At 63.2% G+C, this 20,962-nt stretch carries 31 protein-coding genes; 28 read left to right on the top strand and 3 right to left on the bottom strand.

The window, feature by feature from the left end; translation table 11 throughout:
- The first annotated feature begins 246 nt into the window (after positions 1-246).
- The 27 genes from Hbl1158_RS06670 (at position 247) to Hbl1158_RS06540 (ending at position 16,072) form a co-directional block, all read left to right on the top strand.
- Positions 247-1,080 (top strand): RNA methyltransferase, encoded by an 834-nt coding sequence (locus Hbl1158_RS06670; RefSeq protein WP_234299273.1) that lies wholly within the window; start codon positions 247-249, stop codon positions 1,078-1,080.
- Positions 1,081-1,090: 10 nt separating this feature from the next.
- Complete coding sequence (locus Hbl1158_RS06665; RefSeq protein ID WP_234299272.1) at positions 1,091-2,107, top strand: 50S ribosomal protein L3; 1,017 nt, start codon at positions 1,091-1,093, stop codon at positions 2,105-2,107.
- Positions 2,107-2,853 (top strand): 50S ribosomal protein L4, encoded by a 747-nt coding sequence (gene rpl4p, locus Hbl1158_RS06660; protein ID WP_234299271.1) that lies wholly within the window; start codon positions 2,107-2,109, stop codon positions 2,851-2,853. The genes Hbl1158_RS06665 and rpl4p overlap by 1 nt, the downstream gene beginning before the upstream one ends.
- The gene (locus tag Hbl1158_RS06655) at positions 2,850-3,104 is read left to right on the top strand and encodes a 50S ribosomal protein L23 (RefSeq protein ID WP_234299270.1); all 255 of its coding nucleotides are present in this window, start codon (positions 2,850-2,852) and stop codon (positions 3,102-3,104) included. The genes rpl4p and Hbl1158_RS06655 overlap by 4 nt, the downstream gene beginning before the upstream one ends.
- 1 nt (position 3,105) lies before the next feature.
- Positions 3,106-3,834, top strand: a complete 729-nt coding sequence (locus tag Hbl1158_RS06650) for a 50S ribosomal protein L2 (protein WP_234299269.1) — start codon at positions 3,106-3,108, stop codon at positions 3,832-3,834.
- Between the two features lies 1 nt (position 3,835).
- Positions 3,836-4,258, top strand: a complete 423-nt coding sequence (locus Hbl1158_RS06645) for a 30S ribosomal protein S19 (RefSeq protein ID WP_234299268.1) — start codon at positions 3,836-3,838, stop codon at positions 4,256-4,258.
- Positions 4,259-4,260: 2 nt separating this feature from the next.
- Entirely contained in the window at positions 4,261-4,719 is a 459-nt protein-coding gene (locus tag Hbl1158_RS06640; protein ID WP_234299267.1) for a 50S ribosomal protein L22, read from the top strand.
- Position 4,720: 1 nt separating this feature from the next.
- Positions 4,721-5,707 carry a 30S ribosomal protein S3 gene (locus Hbl1158_RS06635; RefSeq protein ID WP_234299266.1) on the top strand — a complete coding sequence of 329 codons (987 nt, stop codon included), beginning with the start codon at positions 4,721-4,723 and terminating at the stop codon, positions 5,705-5,707.
- A 1-nt stretch (position 5,708) separates the two neighbouring features.
- Positions 5,709-5,921: a 50S ribosomal protein L29 gene (gene rpmC, locus Hbl1158_RS06630; protein ID WP_234299265.1), complete on the top strand. Its 213-nt coding sequence runs from the start codon at positions 5,709-5,711 to the stop codon at positions 5,919-5,921.
- 11 nt (positions 5,922-5,932) lie between these two features.
- Positions 5,933-6,433, top strand: coding sequence for a ribonuclease P protein subunit (locus Hbl1158_RS06625; RefSeq protein ID WP_234299264.1), 501 nt, complete (start codon positions 5,933-5,935; stop codon positions 6,431-6,433).
- Positions 6,433-6,765 carry a 30S ribosomal protein S17 gene (locus tag Hbl1158_RS06620; protein ID WP_234299263.1) on the top strand — a complete coding sequence of 111 codons (333 nt, stop codon included), beginning with the start codon at positions 6,433-6,435 and terminating at the stop codon, positions 6,763-6,765. Before Hbl1158_RS06625 ends, Hbl1158_RS06620 begins: the two co-directional genes overlap by 1 nt.
- Positions 6,765-7,163, top strand: coding sequence for a 50S ribosomal protein L14 (locus Hbl1158_RS06615; RefSeq protein WP_234299262.1), 399 nt, complete (start codon positions 6,765-6,767; stop codon positions 7,161-7,163). Before Hbl1158_RS06620 ends, Hbl1158_RS06615 begins: the two co-directional genes overlap by 1 nt.
- Positions 7,160-7,522 carry a 50S ribosomal protein L24 gene (gene rplX, locus Hbl1158_RS06610; RefSeq protein WP_234299261.1) on the top strand — a complete coding sequence of 121 codons (363 nt, stop codon included), beginning with the start codon at positions 7,160-7,162 and terminating at the stop codon, positions 7,520-7,522. Before Hbl1158_RS06615 ends, rplX begins: the two co-directional genes overlap by 4 nt.
- Position 7,523: 1 nt before the next feature.
- Positions 7,524-8,234, top strand: coding sequence for a 30S ribosomal protein S4e (locus Hbl1158_RS06605; protein WP_234299260.1), 711 nt, complete (start codon positions 7,524-7,526; stop codon positions 8,232-8,234).
- Positions 8,231-8,764 carry a 50S ribosomal protein L5 gene (locus Hbl1158_RS06600; RefSeq protein WP_234299259.1) on the top strand — a complete coding sequence of 178 codons (534 nt, stop codon included), beginning with the start codon at positions 8,231-8,233 and terminating at the stop codon, positions 8,762-8,764. The genes Hbl1158_RS06605 and Hbl1158_RS06600 overlap by 4 nt, the downstream gene beginning before the upstream one ends.
- A complete protein-coding gene (locus Hbl1158_RS06595) occupies positions 8,761-8,952 on the top strand; it encodes a 30S ribosomal protein S14 (RefSeq protein WP_234299258.1) in 192 nt (63 codons plus the stop codon). Before Hbl1158_RS06600 ends, Hbl1158_RS06595 begins: the two co-directional genes overlap by 4 nt.
- Before the next feature lie 2 nt (positions 8,953-8,954).
- Entirely contained in the window at positions 8,955-9,347 is a 393-nt protein-coding gene (locus Hbl1158_RS06590) for a 30S ribosomal protein S8 (protein WP_234299257.1), read from the top strand.
- Positions 9,348-9,349: 2 nt separating this feature from the next.
- Entirely contained in the window at positions 9,350-9,886 is a 537-nt protein-coding gene (locus Hbl1158_RS06585; protein ID WP_234299256.1) for a 50S ribosomal protein L6, read from the top strand.
- 1 nt (position 9,887) lies between these two features.
- Positions 9,888-10,598, top strand: coding sequence for a 50S ribosomal protein L32e (locus Hbl1158_RS06580; RefSeq protein ID WP_234299255.1), 711 nt, complete (start codon positions 9,888-9,890; stop codon positions 10,596-10,598).
- Positions 10,595-11,056, top strand: coding sequence for a 50S ribosomal protein L19e (locus tag Hbl1158_RS06575; protein ID WP_234299254.1), 462 nt, complete (start codon positions 10,595-10,597; stop codon positions 11,054-11,056). The genes Hbl1158_RS06580 and Hbl1158_RS06575 overlap by 4 nt, the downstream gene beginning before the upstream one ends.
- On the top strand, positions 11,056-11,619 hold the full coding sequence (locus Hbl1158_RS06570) for a 50S ribosomal protein L18 (RefSeq protein ID WP_234299253.1): 564 nt from the start codon (positions 11,056-11,058) through the stop codon (positions 11,617-11,619). Before Hbl1158_RS06575 ends, Hbl1158_RS06570 begins: the two co-directional genes overlap by 1 nt.
- Positions 11,612-12,259 carry a 30S ribosomal protein S5 gene (locus Hbl1158_RS06565; protein WP_234299252.1) on the top strand — a complete coding sequence of 216 codons (648 nt, stop codon included), beginning with the start codon at positions 11,612-11,614 and terminating at the stop codon, positions 12,257-12,259. Before Hbl1158_RS06570 ends, Hbl1158_RS06565 begins: the two co-directional genes overlap by 8 nt.
- The gene (gene rpmD / locus Hbl1158_RS06560; protein ID WP_234299251.1) at positions 12,259-12,717 is read left to right on the top strand and encodes a 50S ribosomal protein L30; all 459 of its coding nucleotides are present in this window, start codon (positions 12,259-12,261) and stop codon (positions 12,715-12,717) included. The genes Hbl1158_RS06565 and rpmD overlap by 1 nt, the downstream gene beginning before the upstream one ends.
- Positions 12,717-13,220, top strand: coding sequence for an uL15 family ribosomal protein (locus tag Hbl1158_RS06555; protein ID WP_234299250.1), 504 nt, complete (start codon positions 12,717-12,719; stop codon positions 13,218-13,220). The genes rpmD and Hbl1158_RS06555 overlap by 1 nt, the downstream gene beginning before the upstream one ends.
- A gap of 210 nt (positions 13,221-13,430) precedes the next feature.
- A complete protein-coding gene (secY, locus tag Hbl1158_RS06550) occupies positions 13,431-14,894 on the top strand; it encodes a preprotein translocase subunit SecY (protein ID WP_234299249.1) in 1,464 nt (487 codons plus the stop codon).
- A gap of 467 nt (positions 14,895-15,361) precedes the next feature.
- Entirely contained in the window at positions 15,362-15,514 is a 153-nt protein-coding gene (locus Hbl1158_RS06545) for a hypothetical protein (RefSeq protein WP_234299248.1), read from the top strand.
- 363 nt (positions 15,515-15,877) lie between these two features.
- The gene (locus Hbl1158_RS06540; protein ID WP_234299247.1) at positions 15,878-16,072 is read left to right on the top strand and encodes a hypothetical protein; all 195 of its coding nucleotides are present in this window, start codon (positions 15,878-15,880) and stop codon (positions 16,070-16,072) included.
- Between the two features lie 121 nt (positions 16,073-16,193).
- Here the strand turns inward: Hbl1158_RS06540 and Hbl1158_RS06535 are convergent, their stop codons facing one another.
- From Hbl1158_RS06535 to Hbl1158_RS06525, 3 genes are all read right to left on the bottom strand, one after another.
- Positions 16,194-17,357, bottom strand: coding sequence for a glycosyltransferase family 4 protein (locus tag Hbl1158_RS06535; RefSeq protein WP_255764208.1), 1,164 nt, complete (start codon positions 17,355-17,357; stop codon positions 16,194-16,196).
- Positions 17,358-17,452: 95 nt separating this feature from the next.
- On the bottom strand, positions 17,453-18,469 hold the full coding sequence (locus Hbl1158_RS06530) for an NAD-dependent epimerase/dehydratase family protein (RefSeq protein ID WP_234299245.1): 1,017 nt from the start codon (positions 18,467-18,469) through the stop codon (positions 17,453-17,455).
- 8 nt (positions 18,470-18,477) lie between these two features.
- A complete protein-coding gene (locus Hbl1158_RS06525; RefSeq protein WP_234299244.1) occupies positions 18,478-19,482 on the bottom strand; it encodes an NAD-dependent epimerase/dehydratase family protein in 1,005 nt (334 codons plus the stop codon).
- Positions 19,483-19,719: 237 nt separating this feature from the next.
- Between Hbl1158_RS06525 and Hbl1158_RS06520 the strand changes: the two genes are divergently transcribed.
- Positions 19,720-20,877 (top strand): glycosyltransferase family 4 protein, encoded by a 1,158-nt coding sequence (locus tag Hbl1158_RS06520; protein ID WP_234299243.1) that lies wholly within the window; start codon positions 19,720-19,722, stop codon positions 20,875-20,877.
- The last annotated feature ends 85 nt before the right edge of the window (positions 20,878-20,962 follow it).

Below are 20,962 nucleotides of genomic sequence, written 5' to 3'. Positions count from 1 at the left end.
GCTTTCTCCCGGTGCGCATTCACCACTAACGGCAGGGTCGTATATAAATCCGTTCCTCCAACGGCGGCGTGTGAGAATATCGCGTGCCCGCAACCCACACGGGTGCGGTCGGAATCCGGCACGTGAGTGAGTGACACGTGAAACGCCCGCGGACGGGTGTGTGACGCCGTGACTACGGGGGATGCGAGTCAACACCCTTTTACGGAGTGGCCGAGGATCTGTCCAGTACAGTCCGGTGCAGCGACAATGAACGGAACGAGACTCGACGTGCTCGTTCCGTCGTCGCTCGTCCGGGAGGCCGAGGACGGCCGCGAGGCCACGCGGAAACTCGGTTACGTCGCCCGCGCGGCGACGGTCTTCCGGGCGGACCGGTTGGTCGTCTTCCCGGACCGGGAAGGCGAACGTCGCAGAGGCAGCGAGTACGTCCGCACGCTGCTGGAGTACTGCGCGACACCCGCCTACCTCCGTCGGGAGGTGTGGGGGAAACGCGAGGAACTGCAGCACGTGGGGGTGCTCCCGCCGATGCGGCCCGCTCGATCCGGCCCAGACGGGTCGGAACTACGAGAGGGAATCGTGACCGAGGTCGGACCTGAAGGCCGCGTTCGGGTCAATTGCGGAACGCAACACCCGATCTCCCTGCACGCGTCTCCCGGACGGGAGTACGTGGAGGGGGAGCGCGTCACCGTCAGGGTCTCTTCGAGAGAACCGGTCCGTGCTCGCCTCACCGACGACCCCCCACCGGGGTTTCGGGTTGCGGGCGCGGCCTTGGAGGACGCCCTCGCCGACGCCGACACCGCGATCGCCACGTCGCGACACGGACGCGAACTGTCCGTGTCCCGCCTGGCGGACGTGGGTACACGCACGCGCGACTCACACGTCGCCATCGCGTTCGGCTCACCCGGCAGGGGGCTCCCGGACATCCTGGGCATCGAGCCCGCGGACGTCCCGGTCGACCCCGACGCCACGGACGGCTCGGGGTTCGACCTCTGGCTGAACGCGATTCCGCGACAGGGCAGCGAGGTGGTGCGGACCGAAGAAGCGATCTTCGCCGCGCTCTCGCCGCTCACACTCACGGAGTAAGCCAAACACAATGCCACAACCAAGCAGACCACGCAAGGGTTCGTTGGGCTTCGGCCCGCGCAAGCGCGCGAGCAGCGAAGTCCCCCGCATCCGCTCGTGGCCCGACGACGACGGCGCGGCCGGCGTCCAGGGCTTCGCGGGCTACAAGGCGGGCATGACCCACGTCGTCATGGTGAACGACGAGTCCGACTCCCCGCGCGAGGGGATGGAGGAGTCCGTTCCCGTGACGGTCGTGGAGGTGCCCCCCATGCGGGCGGTCGCCCTGCGAGCCTACGAGGACACGCCGTACGGACAGAAGCCGGTCACCGAGGTGTGGGCCACCGAGTTCCACGAGGAGCTCGACCGCACGCTCGACCTGCCGGCGGAGAACACCTTCGAGGCGGACGCCGAGGAGCTTCGCGAACTGGTCGACGACGGCGTCGTCGACGACCTCCGGTTCATCACGCACACCGAGCCGGCGAAGCTGTCGAACGTCCCCAAGAAGAAGCCCGACGTGATGGAGACGCGGGTCGGCGGCGACTCGCTCGACGACCGCCTCGAGTACGCGCTCGAGCTGGTCGAGGACGGCGGCGAACACGAGTTCGGCGACGTCTTCCGCGCCGGCGAGTACACGGACGTCTCCGGCGTCACGAAGGGGAAGGGCACCCAGGGCCCCGTCAAGCGCTGGGGCGTCCAGAAGCGGAAGGGCAAGCACGCCCGCCAGGGGTGGCGGCGACGGATCGGGAACCTCGGTCCGTGGAACCCCTCGCGGGTTCGCTCGACCGTCCCCCAGCAGGGGCAGACCGGCTACCACCAGCGCACGGAGCTCAACAAGCGGCTCATCGACTTCGGCGAGGGCGACGACGCCTCCGTCGAGGGCGGCTTCAAGGGCTACGGCGAGGTGGACGGCCACTACGCGCTCGTGAAGGGCTCGCTGCCGGGTCCCTCGAAGCGCCTCCTGCGATTCAGACCGGCCATCCGGCCGAACGACCAGCCGCGCCTCGACCCCGAGGTGCGCTACGTCTCCACCGCATCGAACCAAGGATAATGAAGGCAACAGTACGCGACCTGAACGGCGACGACGCGGGCAAGATCGACCTCCCCGACGTCTTCGAGACGGAGTTCCGCTCGGACCTCATCCAGCGGTCCGTCGTCGCCGCGCAGGCAAACAGGAAGCAGGCGTACGGCGCTGACGAGTTCGCCGGCCTCCGCACTCCCGCGGAGTCGTTCGGCTCCGGCCGCGGCATGGCCCACGTGCCCCGTTCGAACGGGCAGGGTCGCCGCGTCCCGCAGACCGTCAAGGGTCGCAAGGCCCACCCGCCGAAGGCCGAGAAGGACCAGACCAAGAAGGTGAACGACAAGGAGCGCAAGCTCGCGACGCGGGCGGCCATCGCGGCCACCGCCGACGCCGAGCTGGTCGCCGAGCGCGGCCACGCCTTCGACGAGGACACCGAACTCCCGCTCGTCGTCTCCGACGAGTTCGAAGAGCTCGTGAAGACGAAGGAGGTCGTCTCCTTCCTCGAGGCCGTCGGAATCGCCGACGACATCGAGCGCGCCGACGAGGGTCGCACGATCCGCGCCGGTCGCGGGACGACCCGCGGCCGCAAGACGAACGAGCCCAAGTCTGTGCTGTTCGTCACGAGCGAGGAGCCGTCGAAGGCGGCGCGCAACCTCGCCGGTGCCGACGTGGCCACCGGCCGCGAGGTGAGCGTCGAGGACCTCGCGCCCGGCACGCACGCCGGTCGCCTGACGGTCTTCACAGAGAGCGCCGTAGAGGAGGTGGCGGACCGATGAGCTCCGTCATCGAGCACCCGCTGGTCACCGAGAAGGCGATGGACGAGATGGACTTCCAGAACAAGCTCCAGTTCATCGTCCACATCGACGCGACCAAGCCCGAGATCGCCGACGCCGTCGCCGCGCAGTTCGACGTGGGCGTCGAGTCGGTCTGGACGCAGGTGACCCCGCAGGGGAAGAAGAAGGCGACCGTCGAACTCGACGAGGACAGCGACGCGCAGGAAGTCGCCTCCCGCATCGGGGTGTTCTAAGATGGGACGTAGAATTCAGGGACAACGACGCGGTCGCGGCGGCTCGACGTTCCGAGCCCCGTCGCACCGCTACAAATCGGACAAGCAGCACAAGAAGATCGCGGAGGACGACGCGGACACCGTCCACGGCGAGGTCGTCGGCATCGAGCACGACCCCGCGCGGTCGGCACCCATCGCGGACGTGCAGTTCGAGGACGGCGACCGCCGCCTCGTGCTCGCGCCCGAGGGGATCACCGTCGGCGAGACGCTGTCGGTCGGCGTCTCCGCGGAGATCAAGCCCGGCAACACGCTCCCTGTCTCGGAGATTCCCGAGGGGGTGCCGGTGTGCAACGTCGAGTCCAAGCCCGGCGACGGCGGCAAGTTCGCCCGCGCCTCGGGCGTCAACGCGACGCTGCTCACCCACGACCGCGACGTGGCGGTCGTCCAGCTCCCCTCGGGGGAGGTCAAGCGACTCAGCCCGGACTGCCGCGCCACCGTCGGCGTCGTCGCCGGCGGCGGCCGGACGGAGAAGCCGTTCGTGAAGGCCGGGAAGAAGCACCACAAGATGCGCAGTCGCGGGACGAAGTACCCGCGCGTCCGCGGTGTGGCGATGAACGCCGTCGACCACCCGTTCGGTGGCGGCGGCCGTCAGCACCCCGGACAGCCGAAGTCCGTCTCGCGGAACGCCCCGCCGGGACGGAAGGTCGGCGACATCGCCTCGAAGCGGACCGGTCGAGGTGGAGACAGATAACATGAGTTCGGAATACCGCACCGGTCGCGAGGGTGAGTTCACCTACCGCGGCCACACGCTCGACGAGCTGCAGGAGATGGAGCTCGACGAGGTCGTCGAACTGCTCCCCGCCCGCGCGCGGCGAACCATCGACCGAGGACTCGGGGTCCAACAGCAGAAGCTGCTGGAGGCCGCCGAGGACGCCACGGAAGAGGAGACGGCGAACGACCCGATCCGGACGCACGTTCGGGACATGCCGATCCTGCCGTCGTTCGTCGACCTCACGTTCGAGGTGTACGACGGGAGTCACTTCGAGCGCGTCAGGGTGGAGCCCGAGATGATCGGGCACTACCTGGGCGAGTTCAACCTCACGCGGAACTCCGTGGAACACGGTCAGGCCGGAATCGGCGCGACCCGGTCCTCGAAGTTCGTGCCCCTCAAGTAACAATGGGAATCAGCTACAGCGTCGACGTCGACCCGGAGACCACCGCCAAGGGGATGCTCCGAGAGCGGCAGATCAGCTTCAAGCACAGCAAGGCCATCGCCCGCGAACTGAAGGGCGAGACGGTCGCCGACGCCGAGGAGTACCTGCAGGCGGTCATCGACGGGGAGCAGTCGGTCCCGTTCCGCAAGCACAACTCCGGCGTGGGTCACCGCTCGGACATCGACGGCTGGGACGCCGGCCGCTACCCCGAGAAGGCCTCCAAGGACTTCCTGAAGCTCCTGGAGAACGTCGCCAACAACGCCGACGAACAGGGGTTCGACGGGGAGTCAATGACGATCAAACACGTCGCCGCCCACAAGGTCGGCGAGCAGCAGGGCCGCAAGCCCCGAGCGATGGGTCGCGCGAGCGCCTGGAACACACCGCAAGTGGACGTCGAAATGATCATCGAGGAGGACGAGTAAGATGGCGGACGAGCACCAGTTCATCGAGGACGGGCTCCAGCGGAGCCAGATCAACGAGTTCTTCGAGGACGAGCTCGGTCGCGCCGGCTACGGCGGGATGGAGGTCGCGAAGACGCCCATGGGCACGCAGATCGTGCTCAAGGCCGAGAAGCCCGGCATGGTGATCGGTAAGGGCGGGAAGAACATCCGCAAGGTGACCACCGAGCTCGAGGAGCGCTTCGACATGGACGACCCGCAGATCGACGTGCAGGAGGTCGACGAACCCGACCTCAACGCGAAGATCGTCGCGGACCGTCTGGCGAACGCCCTCGAGCGCGGCTGGTACTTCCGCCGCGCGGGCCACACGACGATCGACCGGATCATGGACGCCGGCGCGCTGGGCGCGGAGATCGTCCTCTCCGGGAAGGTCACGGGCGCTCGCTCGCGCGTGGAGAAGTTCAACCGCGGGTACATCAAGCACAACGGCGAGCCCGCCGAGGACGTCGTCGACGAGGGCCAGGGCGTCGCGGTCATGAAGCTCGGCACCATCGGCGTGACGGTGAAGATCATCCCGCCGGGCGCGACCCTGCCCGACGACTTCGAGATCGCCGAGGACGCCGACGCGCCCGAGGTCGAGCAGGCGGCCGAGGGCGGCGTCGAGGACCTGCTGGCCGACGTGGACGACGAGGAGGTTCCGGAGACGGAGCCCGAGGTCCCCGGCGGCGAGCCCGACTTCGACGAGAGCGAGGTCCCCGACGAGGAGGACGTCATCGACGAGGAGGTCGTCGAGGAGGTCATCGAGAGCGACGAGACCGCCGACGGCGACGCCGCCGAAACGGCCGAGCCCGAGGAGGAGGAGCCCGAGCTCGACGACCTCGACGAGGACGTCGAGAGCGAGGCCGAGGACCTCGTCGCGGAGATGGAAGCAGAGGAGGACGCCGAGGACGCCGACGAGGCGGACGCGGCAGACGAGACCGCCGAGGACGCGGACGAGGAGGAGGAGGAGTAACATGGCGATCCTTCACACTCAGGAGATCCGCGACATGACGCCCGCCGAGCGCGAGGCCGAACTCGAGGAGCTCGAGACCGAGCTGCTCAACGCGAAGGCCGTGCAGGCGGCCGGCGGAGCCCCGGAGAACCCGGGGCGCGTCGGCGAGCTCAAGCGCACGATCGCCCGGATCAAGACGATCCAGGGCGAGGAAGGCGACCTCGACGACGAGTAACGACACGACACATGGCACTCACCCCCGAGACGCTCACGCGACACGAACTCCGCGGCCTCCCCGTACGGGCGGTCGCCGCCGCCAGCGACGCCCACGTCGGGATCGCGGGCGTCGTCGTGTCCGAGAGCATGCGCACCCTCACGGTGCGCACCGCCCGGGGGGACAAGCAGGTGCCGAAGGAGGGGACGACGTTCCGGTTCGTCCTCTCCGCGCAGCGTTCGGGAGACGGCGTGGGCCGCCGTCACACCGAGCCCCGTACGGACGCGCCTCGAAGCGGCGAGGCGTCGCCCGTCATAGATGAAGCCGCGGGGGACCGCAAGGCCCCCGGGTCCGCGTTCGAACTTCCGTCGCCCGACTTCCCTACACTGGCCGGGAAGCGCGGGCAGTACGATACTACCGGGGTCAGATCCGGTCAGTCGGACGGTTGCGAGGACGCGGTCTCCGTTACGGTGGATGGGGCCAGACTGCTCTCACGACCCGCCTTCCGCACGGAACGTGCGGGTGATCACTAATGGCAATCGGACTGAACGTAACAGAACCGGAGGAGGCCTGCTCCGACGAGAACTGTCCTTTCCACGGAACGCTTTCCGTGCGCGGACAGACGCTCGAGGGAACGGTCGCCTCCACATCGATGGACAAGACGGTCGTCGTCGAGCGCGAATACGACGTATTCGTGCCGAAGTACGACCGGTACATGAAGCGACGAAGCCGCGTGCCGGCACACGTCTCGCCCTGCCTCGACATCGAGGAGGGCGACGAGGTGCAGATAGCCGAGACGCGGCCGCTGTCGAAGACGAAGAGCCACGTCGTGGTCGACAGCCTCGACACGGACGGTGATGCCTGATGGAGGCCCTCAAGGCCGACGTCACGCAGGGCCTGGAGAAGGGCTCGCTGATCGCGTGCGCCGACAACACCGGCGCGCGTGAGCTGAAGGTCATCTCGGTGTCGGGCTACTCGGGCACGAAGAACCGCCACCCCAAAGCGGGCGTGGGCGACAAGGTCACCGTCTCGGTGACGAAGGGGACGCCGGAGATGCGGCGTCAGGTGCTGGAGGCCGTCGTGGTCCGCCAGCGCAAATCCATCCGTCGCCCGAGCGGCCAGCGCGTCAAGTTCGCGGACAACGCCGCCGTCGTCATCGACGACATGGAGGAGCCGCGCGGGACCGAGATCAAGGGTCCCATCGCACGCGAGGTCGCCGAACGCTTCGGGAGCATCGCATCCACCGCGACCCAGATCGTATGAGCGAACAACCGCACAAACAGCGCACACGGACCCGAGACGCGCCGCTCCACGAGCGGCAGAAGTTCGTCCGCGCCACCCTCTCGGCGGAGCTCCGAGAGGAGTACGGCCAGCGGAACGTCCGCGTCAACGCGGGCGACACCGTCGAGGTCATGCGCGGCGACTTCGCCGGCGAGGAGGGTGAAGTCATCGACGTGGATCTCCGCGACTCGGTGATCCACGTCGAGGACGTCACCGTCGAGAAGGCCGACGGGGAGGAGACCCCGCGGCCGCTCGACAGCTCGAACGTGCGCGTCGTCGACCTGGACCTCGAGGACGACCGTCGAGAGGCGCGTCTGGAGTCCGACGAGGAGGCTGCATAACATGAGTAACCACCAGAAGCGACTGTCGGCCCCGAACTCGTGGCCGATCGAGCGGAAGGAACAGACGTTCACCGTGAAGGCGGGCGCGGGCCCGCACGGCGAGTCGGGCGTGCCCCTGCTCATCGTCCTTCGGGACGTGCTGGGCTACGTCGACTCCCGGAAGGAGGCGCGCTACGCGCTCGATCACGGATCCGTGCTCGTCAACGGCAAGGCGGTCTCAGACGAGGCCCGCCCTGTCGGGATGTTCGACATCCTGGCCTTTGCCGAGCGCGAGGAGTACTACCGGGTGTTCCCCGGCGAGGGCGGCCGGCTCTCGCTGACGCCCATCGACGAGGAGGCCGCCTCCTCGCGACTGGGGAAGGTCGACGGCAAGACGCAGGTCGCCGGCGGCGACTTCCAGTACACGCTCCACGACGGGACGACCCTCGTGAGCGAGGACGGGAGCTACGCCGGCGGCGACTCGCTGGTCGTCGACAACGAGACGAAGGAGGTCGTCGCGCACTTCCCGTACGAGGAGGGCGCGCTCGTCACCGCCGTCGCCGGGAGTCACTCCGGCGAGATCGGCACGGTCGAGGAGATCACCGTCTCCGCCGGCTCCGGCGACAACGCGGTCTCCGTCAGTCAGGACGGGGACGACGGCGGCTTCGAGACGATCGAGGAGTACGTCGTCGTGATCGACGAGAACTTCACCGACGGAGGTGACGACGAATGAGCTCGGAGTCCGAGTCGGACGCCGAGTTCCACGAGATGCGCGAACCGCGCATCGAGAAGGTCGTCGTCCACATGGGCGTCGGCGAGGGCGGTCGAGAGCTCGCGAACGGCGAGGAGATCCTCGAGGAGATCACCGGACAGGACACCGTCCGCACGACGGCCGACCGGGCCATCGGCGAGTTCGGCATCCGGCCGGGCGACCCGATCGGCGCGAAGGTTACGCTGCGCGACGACGACGCCGACGAGTTCCTGGCCACGGCCCTGGAGTTCACCGACCTCTCGGCCTCGCAGTTCGACGACACCGGGAACGTGAGCTTCGGCGTCGCCGAACACACCGAGTTCCCGAGTCAGGAGTACGACCCGCAGATCGGCATCTACGGGCTCGACGTCACCGTGACGCTCACGCGACCGGGCTACCGCGTCTCCAAGCGGGACGCCGTCACCCGGTCCATCCCGAGCGGTCACCGGATGACCGTCGAGGACGCCATCGCGTTCCTCGAACGCGAGTTCGACGTGGAGGTCAACGAATGAGCGACGCAGACACAGAGACGACCGGACCCGAGGAGACGGGCGAGCACGCCGCAAAGCGCACCGGCCAGGAGGTCGAGTGCCGTCGTTGCGAGCGAAAGCAGGGCCTGGTCGGCAAGTACGATATCAACCTCTGTCGCCAGTGCTTCCGCGAGGTCGCCCGCGACATGGGATTCCGGAAGTACCGATAACAATGGCAGGTAACGACCCACTCGCCGACGCCCTCGCCGGCCTCGACAACGCAGAGGACGTCGGCCATCTGGAATACACGGTCCAGCCCGCCTCGAACATCATCGGCTCCACGCTGGAAGTGCTGTACGACAACGGATACGTCGACGGCTTCGAGTTCGTGGACGACGGCCGAGCGGGAACGTTCGAGGTCGAACTGAAGGGCGCGATCAACGAGTGCGGCGCGGTGAAGCCGCGATACTCCGTGGCCGCCGACGGCTACGAGCGCTGGGAGAAGCGGCTGCTCCCCGCCCGCGACTACGGCGCACTCATCGTGACCACGAGTCACGGCGTCATGAGCCACTACGAGGCCCGCGAGGCGGGCATCGGTGGCCAGGTGATCGCATACGTCTACTGACAATGACAGAACGAACAATCGAACTACCCGAGGACGTCTCCGCCGACCTCGACCACCTCGATCTCACGATCGAGGGGCCGAACGGCTCGGTGACGCGTCGGCTGTGGTACCCGGACGTGAGCGTCTCCGTGGCGGACGACGCCGTCGTCCTCGAGTACCCGGACGACGCGGACCGACAGACGAACGCGACCGTCGGCACCTTCGAGAGCCACGTGGACAACATGATCCACGGGGTCACCGAGGGCTGGGAGTACGGCATGGAGGTCTTCTACGCTCACTTCCCGATGGACGTGACCGTCGAGGGCGACGAGGTCGTCATCACGAACTTCCTCGGGGAGACGGCACCCCGTCGCGCGGAGATCCGCGGCGACACCGACGTACAGATCGACGGCGAGGAACTCACGCTGTCGGGCCCGTCCAAGGAGGACGTGGGCCAGACGGCCGCGAGCGTCGAACAGCTCACCCGCGTGACCGACAAGGACACGCGCGTCTTCCAGGACGGCGTGTACATCACGCGCACCCCGTCGGGGGCGATCTGAGATGAGCGACGACATCGAGAGCCTCGAGGACATCTCCGGCGTCGGCCCGTCGAAGGCCGACGCGCTCCGGGAGGCCGGCTACGAGACCGTCGAGGACGTGAAGGCGGCCTCGCAGTCGGAACTGGCGGAGGTCGACGGCGTCGGGAACGCCCTCGCGGCCCGCATCAAGGCGGACGTGGGCGGACTCGAGGTCGACGAGGAGGCCGAAGCCGAGATCGAAGAGGAGGAGTCCGAACCCGAGGCCGACGAGGCCGAGGAGGAGGACGTCGAGACGGAGCTTCGTCCGCGCGGGCACGCCGACAAGACGCCCGAACTGGACGACGAGCGCGCTCGCGCGCTCGCGAAGAAGCTCCGCGAGGGGAAACCCCAGTTCAACCGACAGGACTACCACAAGAAGAAGCGCATCCCGACCTCGTGGCGTCGGCCGCGCGGCCAGCTGTCGAAGCAGCGCCGCGGGATGAAGGGCAAGGGCCCGACCGTCGAGGCGGGCTACCGCTCGCCGACGGCCGCCCGCGGCCTGCACCCGAGCGGCTTCGAGGAGGTCCGCGTGCACAACACCGACGACCTCGAGGGCGTCGACCCCGCGACGCAGGCCGTGCGGATCGCGTCGTCGGTCGGCGGGCGCAAGCGCGAGGCCATCGAGGACGAGTGCGAGGACCGCGAGATTCGCGTCCTCAATCCGACCTACGTCGAAGTGGAGGTTGACCAATGAGCGACCTGGCAGCACAGCGCCGGCTCGCGGCCGACGAACTCGACGTCGGCAAGAGCCGCGTGTGGCTCAACCCGGAGGCACAGGACGAACTCGCGGACGCGATCACCCGAGAGGACATCCGCGAGCAGATCGAACAGGGCAACATCCGCGCAGAGGAGGCCAAGGGCAACTCCCGCGGCCGGGCCCGCGAGCGCGACGCGAAGCGCTCGTACGGCCACAGAACCGGAGCCGGTTCCCGCAAGGGGAAGTCCGGCGGCCGCCAGTCGTCGAAAGACGAGTGGATCTCGCGGATCCGCGCCCAGCGCGCACGACTCAAGGAGCTCCGCGACGACGGGCCCCTCGACAGCTCGCAGTACCGCGAGCTGTACAACAAGGCCTCGGGCGGAGCGTTCGAGGACGTGCGGCGACTCGACTCGTACATCGTGAACAACTACGACGTAACACTGGAGGACGACTGATGGCGACCGGACCACGCTACAAGGTACCGATGCGTCGCCGCCGAGAGGTTCGGACGGACTACCACCAGAGGTTGCGCCTGCTGAAATCCGGCAAGCCGCGCCTCGTGGCGCGCGTGTCGAACAAGCACGTCAGGGCGCAGCTGATCACCCCCGGACCGAACGGCGACGAGACACATGCGGCCGCATCCAGCGAGGATCTCGCGGAGTACGGCTGGGAGGCCCCCACGGGCAATCTCCCCAGCGCGTACCTGACGGGCTACCTCGCGGGACTGCGGGCGGTCGAGGCGGGCCTCGAAGAGGCCGTCCTCGACATCGGCCTGCACACAGCGACGCCCGGCAACAAGGCGTTCGCTGTGCAGGAAGGAGCGATCGACGCCGGGCTCGAGATCCCCCACAACGACAGCGTCCTCGCGGACTGGTCGCGCAACCGCGGCGAGCACATCGCCGAGTACGCCGAGCAGCTCGAGGAGCCGCTGTACAGCGGGGAGTTCGACGCGGCGGACCTGCCCGACCACTTCGACGAGCTTCGGGCGACCCTGACGGAGGAATTCGACAATGAGTAGAAACGGCGGATGGGAGCCGCGCACGCGGCTCGGCCGGAAGGTACAGGAGGGCGACATCACCTCGATGGAGCAGGCGCTCAACTCGGGGCTCCCGCTGAAGGAGCCGGAGCTGGTCGACCAGCTCATCCCCGACATGGAAGACGAGGTGCTGGACATCAACATGGTCCAGCGCATGACCGACTCGGGTCGCCGGGTGAAGTTCCGGTGCGTCGTCGCCATCGGCAACCGCGACGGCTACCTCGGCTACGCCGAGGGGCGCGACGACCAGGTCGGCGGCGCGATCCAGAAGGCCATCGAGGTCGCCAAGCTGAACATGATCAAAGTCGACCGCGGCTCGGGGTCGTGGGAGGACTCCGCCGGCGGAGTCAACTCCCTCACCCGGACGGCCACCGGCAAGGCCGGCTCCGTCGAAGTCGAGATCAAGCCCGCCCCCCAGGGGCTGGGCCTGGCGGCCGCGCCGACCGTCCGCAACATCCTCGAACTCGCGGGCATCCAGGACGCCTGGACGTCCTCGACCGGGAACACGCGGACGACAGTCAACCTCGCGAAGGCGACGTTCAACGCCCTGAAGAACGCCTCGCAGGCGCGCACGCCCGATCGGGCGCGACGCGTCCAGCGCGAAGCCGAGGGTGGTAACTGATGCAGGCGGTCGTCCAACTGCGCGGCGAGATCGACATGTCCGCCGCCCAGCGCGACACCCTGCAGATGCTCAATATCCACGCGATCAACCACTGCGCGCTGGTGCCCGAGGAGGACACCTACCGCGGGATGATCGCGAAGGTGAACGACTACGTGGCGTTCGGCGAACCCGACGTCGAGACGGTCGCGATGCTCATCGAGCGGCGCGGCGAGCCCCTCGAGGGCAACGCCGACATCGACGACGACTGGGTCGCCGACACCACCGACTACGACGGCGTTGAGTCGCTCGCGGCGGCGCTGGTCGAGGAGGAGACGACCCTGCGCGAGCAGGGACTGTCGCCCGTCCTCCGGCTGCACGCCCCGCGCGGCGGTCACGACGGCATCAAGCACGCCGTGAAGAACGGCGGCGCACTCGGTCGTCACGACGACATCGACACGCTCCTGGAGGCGATGCGATAATGACCAACAAGAATCGACGCCAGCGCGGCTCGCGCACGCACGGCGGCGGCTCCCACAAAAACCGGCGCGGTGCCGGTCACCGGGGCGGCCGCGGCAACGCGGGTCGCAAGAAGCACGAACGGCAGCTGTACGGTCCGCTCGGCAAATACGGCTTCAAGCGCCCGCAGGGCGTACAGGACGAGGTCGTCGAGGTCTCCGTCCAGAAGCTCGACGAGGACGCGGCGCTGTTGGCGGCCGACGGGGTCGCCGAGGAAGAGGGCGACGGCTACGCCCTCGACGCCCGCGACGTGGCCGAGGACGGCCACGAGGTCGACGTGGTGAAGGTGCTCGGCGGCGGGCAGGTCCGCGGGGAACTGCACGTCGTCGCCGACGCGTTCACCGCCGAGGCGCGCCGCCTCATCGAAGCGGCCGGCGGCTCCACGGAGCTGACCGACCGCGCCGAGCAGGCGCAGGAGGACGCCGAGGCCTCCGAGGAGCAGTCCGACGCCGACAGCGACGAGTAACGTCGCCGCCACGTCACGGCGGATCGCGGCCGCGGTTTCCGTTTCGTTCCGTTTCTTCGGACCGTCGCACCGATAGCGACGCGAGCGACTCGTCGGTCGCAGTCGCGCTTGCGGTGCGGCCGATCGGGTCGCTGTCGGCGTGTCGAGACGGCTCGGACGGAGTTCCCAATCGAAGCGTTAAGGTGTGCCCACCGACCACGTGCACGCAACATGGGTTGGAAAGAGACCGCGGAGCCCGTACTCACGCGGATGCCCACGGTCGAGCGACCGGAGGGGCACGTCCCCTTCAAGCGGAAGCTCGCCTGGACGGCCGGCATCCTCGTGATGTACTTCTTCCTCACGAACATCACGATATTCGGCCTCGCGACCGACGGAGCCGGCGGCGACTTCTACGGCCGGTTCCGGTCGATCCTCGCCGGGTCACAGGGGTCGATCCTACAGCTCGGCATCGGTCCGATCGTCACGGCGTCGATCGTCCTCCAACTGCTCGGCGGCGCGGACCTGCTCGGCTTGGACACGGACGACCCCCGCGACCAGGTGCTGTACCAGGGCCTCCAGAAGCTGCTGGTGGTCGTGATGATCTGTCTGACCGGCCTGCCGATGGTGTTCGCGGGCAACTACCTCCCGATCGACCCGCAGCTCACCGCGCAACTGGGGATCGGCGAGGGCGGCATGCGGACGCTGCTGTTCGCGCAGATCTTCGTCGGCGGCGTCCTCATCCTGCTGATGGACGAGGTCATCTCCAAGTGGGGCGTCGGCTCCGGGATCGGCCTGTTCATCATCGCGGGCGTGAGCCAGCAGCTCGTCGCCGGGCTGTTCGCCATCCCCGCGCTCGGCACGGGCGTCACCGGCTTCTTCCCCGCGTGGTACGGCATCATCACCGGCAGCGTCCAGCTTGACCCGTTCATCCAGTCGCTGCTGTTCGATCCGGGGAACATCCTCGCGTTATTCACGACCGTCCTGATCTTCGCGGTCGTCGTCTACACCGAGTCGGTCCGCGTTGAGATCCCGCTGAGTCACGCGCGGGTGAAGGGCGCTCGCGGCCGCTTCCCCGTGAAGCTCATCTACGCGTCCGTCCTGCCGATGATCCTCGTTCGCGCGCTGCAGGCGAACATCCAGTTCCTCGGGCAGATCCTCAACAACTACGTGAGCCTCCCCGCGATCGTCGGCGTCTACTCGCAGGGCCAGCCCGTGAGCGGGCTGTTCTACTACCTCGCGCCGATCCAGTCGCGTCAGGACTGGATGTGGTTCTCGGGGGCGTTCACCGTCGCCGCCGAGCCCTGGCAGATCGTCCTCCGCGTTCTGGTCGACCTCACGTTCATGATCATCGGCGGCGCGATCTTCGCGGTGTTCTGGGTGGAGACGACCGGCATGGGGCCGGAGTCGACCGCTCAGCAGATACAAAACTCCGGGATGCAGATCCCCGGCTTCCGGAAGAACCCGCAGGTCATCGAGAAGGTAATGGAGCGGTACATCCCGCAAGTGACCGTCATCGGTGGCGCGCTCGTCGGCCTGCTTGCGGTGCTTGCGAACATGCTGGGGACGCTCGGGGGCGTGTCGGGCACGGGGCTGCTGCTGACGGTGTCTATTACCTACAAGCTGTACGAGGAGATCGCAGAAGAGCAGCTGATGGAGATGCATCCGATGATGCGGCAGATGTTCGGTGACGATTAACGAACTTCTTTACTGCCTTACATTCTTTTTCGACTCCGAGAGGCCGCTCCATACTCAGTCGTCGCTCAGTTGGGGGTGACCGTAGTGATCAACTCGGACGACTGTTCGCCAACTCGACGAGCTCGACCCAGTCACCCATAATCACGTTGAACAACCGGTCGTCAGTTACGCAACAGGGGCTGCTACCCTTCGGACGAGTGTGGGCACGATAGTCGACTCGGATACGTCTACGGAAGTACAGCGACGAGCTTGTTCGCGCCTCCGTAGCTTGATTTCGGCTCTGCCGATGGACATTCAAACAGCACCGCTACGACGGGTCTCAAGGGCAGGTACGACGTGTTAAATAGAATCACCGCGTCGATACTGTGGCGAGATGTGTACCTGACCTGGGGTCTGAAGATAATCGCTTCATCACGAACTACGAGACCATCATTAGTCTTTTTGCGAGTTGGTTGGCAAGGTCATGTATGAGTCTCACTTCGGACGATTTCGAGGAATTCGTTTCCTCGGATCCCGATGATGACGAGACGATCCCGCTCGGACAGGCACTCTCAGAACTGGGACTTGATGTCGAGGGTGACTCCGTCGAAGCCGTTCGTGACGTCCGTGAACGGATATGAGAGTACTCCTCGACACCAACGTTCTCGTCGCAGCAGTAACTCAGAATACCGTTCGGTCTGAAAAGTAATCGCACTACTTGATCACGTCGACACACGACGGTTTGACTGCCTTCCTGGTAGCCTTTGGTGGATTGATATGGAGAGGGTGTGTTCGTATGGCGGTAGAATCGGCAGTAGACCACGTTGCTATCGAAGTAATGTAACCAATCTATTCTAGTTCACCCTATTGGCTATCGGATCAAGCGCGGTCTGTGTTGTTGCATACATCGACGAGATAGACAGGGTCAACGCCAACGCTGTCCCGTCACTCCACGAGGCACCGGAGATTCAGATAGGTTCCTATGTGACGCAGGTAGCAATGCGGTGCTGAACTTACAAACCGCGCTGCTGACGGCGGAAAATCTCGAAGAGAAAATCCGCCCAGCCAGTTGCCTTGCGTATAAAATCGACCCCGGACAGACACAGATAGCTCGGCTCGATCTGATGTTCGTCGTCTCTGATTCGCCTAACAACGAAAATGACGGAAGGGTCATCCACGACATGATGATCGAAGTGTGATCATTGGCCGAATGGTGCCAGGTGCTACGTACTTCTGGGGGATGATCACCCAAGAGATACAAGTCGAACAATTGAATCGTGTAACGAGGAGACATTTGGACTGTCTCCAACGTTCCAAGTGTTACTTTACCAGCATCCGATAGTAGCGATCGATCGATTCGTCGGCGGTGAAGTTGGTCTCGAATGCCTCCCGAGCATTCGCACCTTGCTGTTCAACGAACTCCAGATTTGATCGCCAACGCTCAATGGCTTCTACGATGCCCTCCACGTCGCCTTGCGAGACATGAATACCAGCATTGAACTGATCGATGATTCGGGACTCGTCGTCATCTGGTTGGGCGATGGTAAGCACGGGGGTACCTGCGGCCATCGCGGTGTAGAGCTTGCTAGAAACACAGATCCCCTCGAATCCTTCCTTGACCGTGACGACGGAGACGTCTGCTGATGTTAGGCTGTAGGGGAGGTCGTCCCACGGCTGGTACGGCAGAAACTCGACCGTCTCACCTCTGATGTCGAACTCCTCTGCCAGCGAGACGATGTTGGATTTGTTGTCGCCCTCTCCGATGATGAGAAAACCCACGTTCTCGTCTTCGAACTTCACCGCAGCTTCAACCAGGGTTTCGAGGTCGTGGAAATCCCCAATGTTTCCCGAATAAAGGATGGTGAATTGGTCGACGAGGTCATGTTCCTCGCTAAACCAGTTCTCCGATTTCTCTTTGGGTCGAATGAAGTCTTCGTCTTCCCAATTGTGGATGATTTCGACCTTGCTCTCGTCGAACTTCGGACCGGCGTTCCGGCTGATGCGGTCTTTCATGACCGGACCGAGTGCGACAACGTGGTTCGCCGCGAGGAAGGCACGCCGATTGAAGAAATCCCAGATACGATGGGGGATACTCCCCTCGGGGATATAATTAAGTTCGACCGGCTGGTCAGGATACAGGTCATAGACGATGTAAGTGTAGTCCCACCCTCGAATTCGACAGGCGAGCCACATCGCGACAGGAAGGAAGGGCGGGTTAGAGACGAATATCACCTCGCGCTCCTTCTCGGTACGACTCAGGAGCATCACAACGAACATCCAGACGGTAAAGACCCCCCAGTTGAACAGGCGTCGAGGAATCGAGGACTGCCGAACCTGGGGTGCCCGAATACGCTTCACACATACCCCTTCATGCGTGGACACGTGGGGCTGCTTCTCGTTCTCGCCGCTGTGATAGTTCGGCTGGCCGGTGAGGATAGTCATATCTAGACCTCGCTTTTGGAGACCAACCGCGAGGTCAGTCATGAGTTGCCCAGTCGAGGCCGTGTCCGGGTAGAAATACTCCGTGACGAGTACGTATTCTTTGTTTGCGTCAGCCATGAGAAAATCTGCGTCCCGCGTTAACGCTCGTGGAGCAGCGTTTCGAGGTTCTCCTTGACGTACTCTCTGTCGCGGTTCTGCATATACCAATCGAGTGTATTCTTGATCCCTTCCTCGACGGTGTACTCGGGTTCCCACCCTAGGAGTTCCTCAGCACGGCTCGTGTCGGCCGCACGGTGGCGAACGCCGACCGGCTTGTCGGTCATGTAGTTGATCTCGTCTGGCTCCCAACCGAGATAGTCGAAGATGATCTCGACGGCCTCGTTCATCGTCACATACCGACTGATACCGGCATTGACTGGGGTACCATCAGTAATATTCTCCGCAGCGAGGCGAAGTGCGCGTGTGATGTCTTTTACGTAGGTGAAGTTCCGCGTCTGTTCGCCGTCGCCCCAGATCCGGAAGGGATCCTGTCCGGCGTAGGCTTTCGCCATGAACGCGACGATCGCGTGCGTCTCGTTTTCGCGCGGTCCGTATGCCGTGAAGATCCGGACAACGCTCGTGTCGACATCGTACTGTTCGTTGTACGCCTGGAGCGAGCGTTCGCCCATGAGCTTCGCCCAGCCGTACACTTCGTCAGCGTACGCCCCACCGCGCTCTTCGAAACTAACCATATCCTCACGGAGTCGCTGTCGCTCCTGCTGGATGTCCGTAGGATAGGTACAAGCACTAGAGGCAAAACAGATACGCTCAACTCCGTTCTTGGCGGCAGCCTCGTAAACAATATTGTCCAGCGCCATGTTCGTGGCGCAGTTCGCGGGATACTGCGAGATGTACCCTCTGCCGCCGTGGTCCGCCGCGAGGTGGAAGACCGTATCTATTTCCTCAGTCGCCTCGTTAGCGAAATCTCGGTGCTTGAGGTTCCCGGTGAGAATTTGGATTTCGTCCTTGACGGGCTCCAGATTTTCGTATTCTCCGCTGGAGAAGTCGTCAGCAACACGGACATTCGCCCCTTCAGCCACAAGATCCTCGACGAGGTGTGACCCAATGAACGATGCGCCGCCAGTAACGAGTACGCGTTTGCCGTCCCAACTCATTCAGTACCTCAACTGCTGACCGCTTCCCGCTTAGGCCCTTCGAGTTCCCCCTCTGCCCAGTCGTAGACCTCGCGGAGCCCTTCCTCTAGCGAGACACTCGGTTCCCAGTCGAGCTCAGCCTTCATGTTCGTATCGTCGATGGCGTACTTGTCGGTCCCCGTCGGCTTCGATAAGTCGTGTTTGATTTCGAGGTCCTTGCCGCTAATGTCGATGATTGTCTCGGCGAGTTCATTGATCGTGACGACCTCATCGCCATTTCCGAGGTTGACGGGTTCCCCGTCAGTCTTCTCCTCCATCGCTCGAATCATGCCCTCGGCCAAGTCGGTAACGTAGATGAATCCACGTTCCTGTGTTCCGTCGCCGAAGAGTTCTATCGAATCACCGTCTTCTGCCTCGATGGCCTTTCTACACAACGAGGGGATGACGTGACTGCTGTCCGGATCGAGGCTTTCGCGGGGACCATAGCAGTTGAAAATACGGACGGCGCCCGTGTCGGTCTCTGTGTCGGTGTGGTAGGCGTCACACGCGACTTCGCCGAGGATTTTGGCCCAGCCGTACGTCGAATGAGGGTTCGCCGGAATAGCCTGATCTTCAGAGAAACGATTGAGGTCGTCGTGTTGCTGGCGGTAGATACACGCACTAGAGGCAAAAATAAAGCGTTCTACGTCGTTGACTCGAGCGGCTTCCAGCATGTGCTGGTTCATGAGGACGCTCGGGGTGAGCCCGTGAACGTTCTCACGCTGAATGTAATGAATCCCGCCTACTGTAGCTGCTAAGTGGAAGACATCGTCAACGCTCTCTGTTGCTTCGATACAACCCTTGTGAGTTGTGAGGTCAACAGGTCTGAGTTCAATCTCATCTTGGAGGTGAGCAATTTTCTCAAAATCACCCCGCGAGAAGTTGTCAGCGACAACGACATCGGCGCCCCGATCAAGGAGGTCCTCAGTCAGGAATGAGCCAATGAAACCGGCTCCTCCCGTTACTAAAACACGCCGGTCGTTCCAATCAACCATATGTTTGAGTGAGCGGTCACTATTAACAATCTTGCTATCTTATAGGCCAACTACAGATACCATAGGTCTCCAATACGCTCTTCTACGTCTGTTTCTATGTCGCCCTGCAAACACTTGGCTTCGATGTTCAATTCGTCGAGACGGGCGAATACGTCGTTCTCAATAGGCCTTCTTTACGAAGACCTCTGAACTACTGACGCAAAACGAATATACGTTATCGTATTTAAACTCAGGTTGATGGATGTCCTTAGGTTAATCCCTTCATTCTATCCACACGTAACTGGGCCGGCGTATCAAGCATATCGGATATCTGAAGGATTAGTTAATCGGGGCTGGAACTCTCCAATCCTCTGTAGTGATCGAGTACCTGATGAAGCACCGGGGTATCCTCCCGGAATTAGTGAGGATTCTGATTTTCCTTTTAATATTACGCGCCGGAAAACAGTCTTTTCGGTAGATCAGTATTGGATAGCTCCAGGAGTAGTCACCGATCTCTTCCAGAAAGAGTATGATATTATACATGCACATACCTACCACAATTTCCTAAAAGACTTAGCCTATCCCATCGCTAAGTTGCTCTTCAATAAGCCGCTCGTCATTCATATGCATGGCTCGCTGGGAAGCATGTTTCGTGACCCAACGGTTGAAAGAGATGTCCAATATAGATTATATGATGGGGTTTTCAAACATACCCTTAAAAACGCGGATGCCGTAGTTGTTTCGTCTAATCAGGAATATAATGAAGTGACAGAATTTGGTATAAAAAAAGGCAAAATATTCACAATCCCTGTTGGGAAAGATCCTGAGAAATACGCGAAATTCGAAAAAACTACCAGAAGTGATTTCACGGCCTTATTTGTAGGACGACTTGCCCCTCGTAGAAATATTGAATTGCTACTTGAAGCTGCAAACGAATATTCAAATATACAACTTGAAGTTCGTATCGTCGGTGGTGATAGTACTTTATCTGGTGCTTCACGTGGTGATTATCTTTCGGAATTACAGGAAAAGGTGGAGAAGTTAGGGATCTCTGATATCGTCACATTTACTGGACCAAAATACGGCGATGATTTGATAAGAGAATTTAGAAAGGCAGATATCTTCGTGAATCCGACTCACTATGAGAACTTTGGTCAAGCTACGTTGGAAGCAGCATTTGCTGAGTTACCCATTTTCTCAACAAAAACAGGAGTTGCTCTTGACCTTGTTGAGGAAGGTGAAACAGGCGAATTTTTCGAGAATTATACACAGTTGGCAGACTTACTTCGGCAATTCGTTAGTGAGAGAGAAACCACATCAAAAATGGGGAAAAAAGCACGAAAAAAAGCGATGGCTGACTACCAGTGGGAATCTATTATTGACCAATATATGAAATTGTATCGGGAAATTTATTAATAATGCGGGCCCTCTTACCCCCTGTTTATATTATCAAAATGATAGTTCCCAGCCCAGTTGGGGAGTACTAGTCATTAGCTCTACA

It is taken from the genome of Halobaculum sp. CBA1158 (assembly GCF_021431925.1).
GTDB lineage: Archaea > Halobacteriota > Halobacteria > Halobacteriales > Haloferacaceae > Halobaculum.
This window is presented reverse-complemented; position numbering and strand designations above follow the sequence as displayed.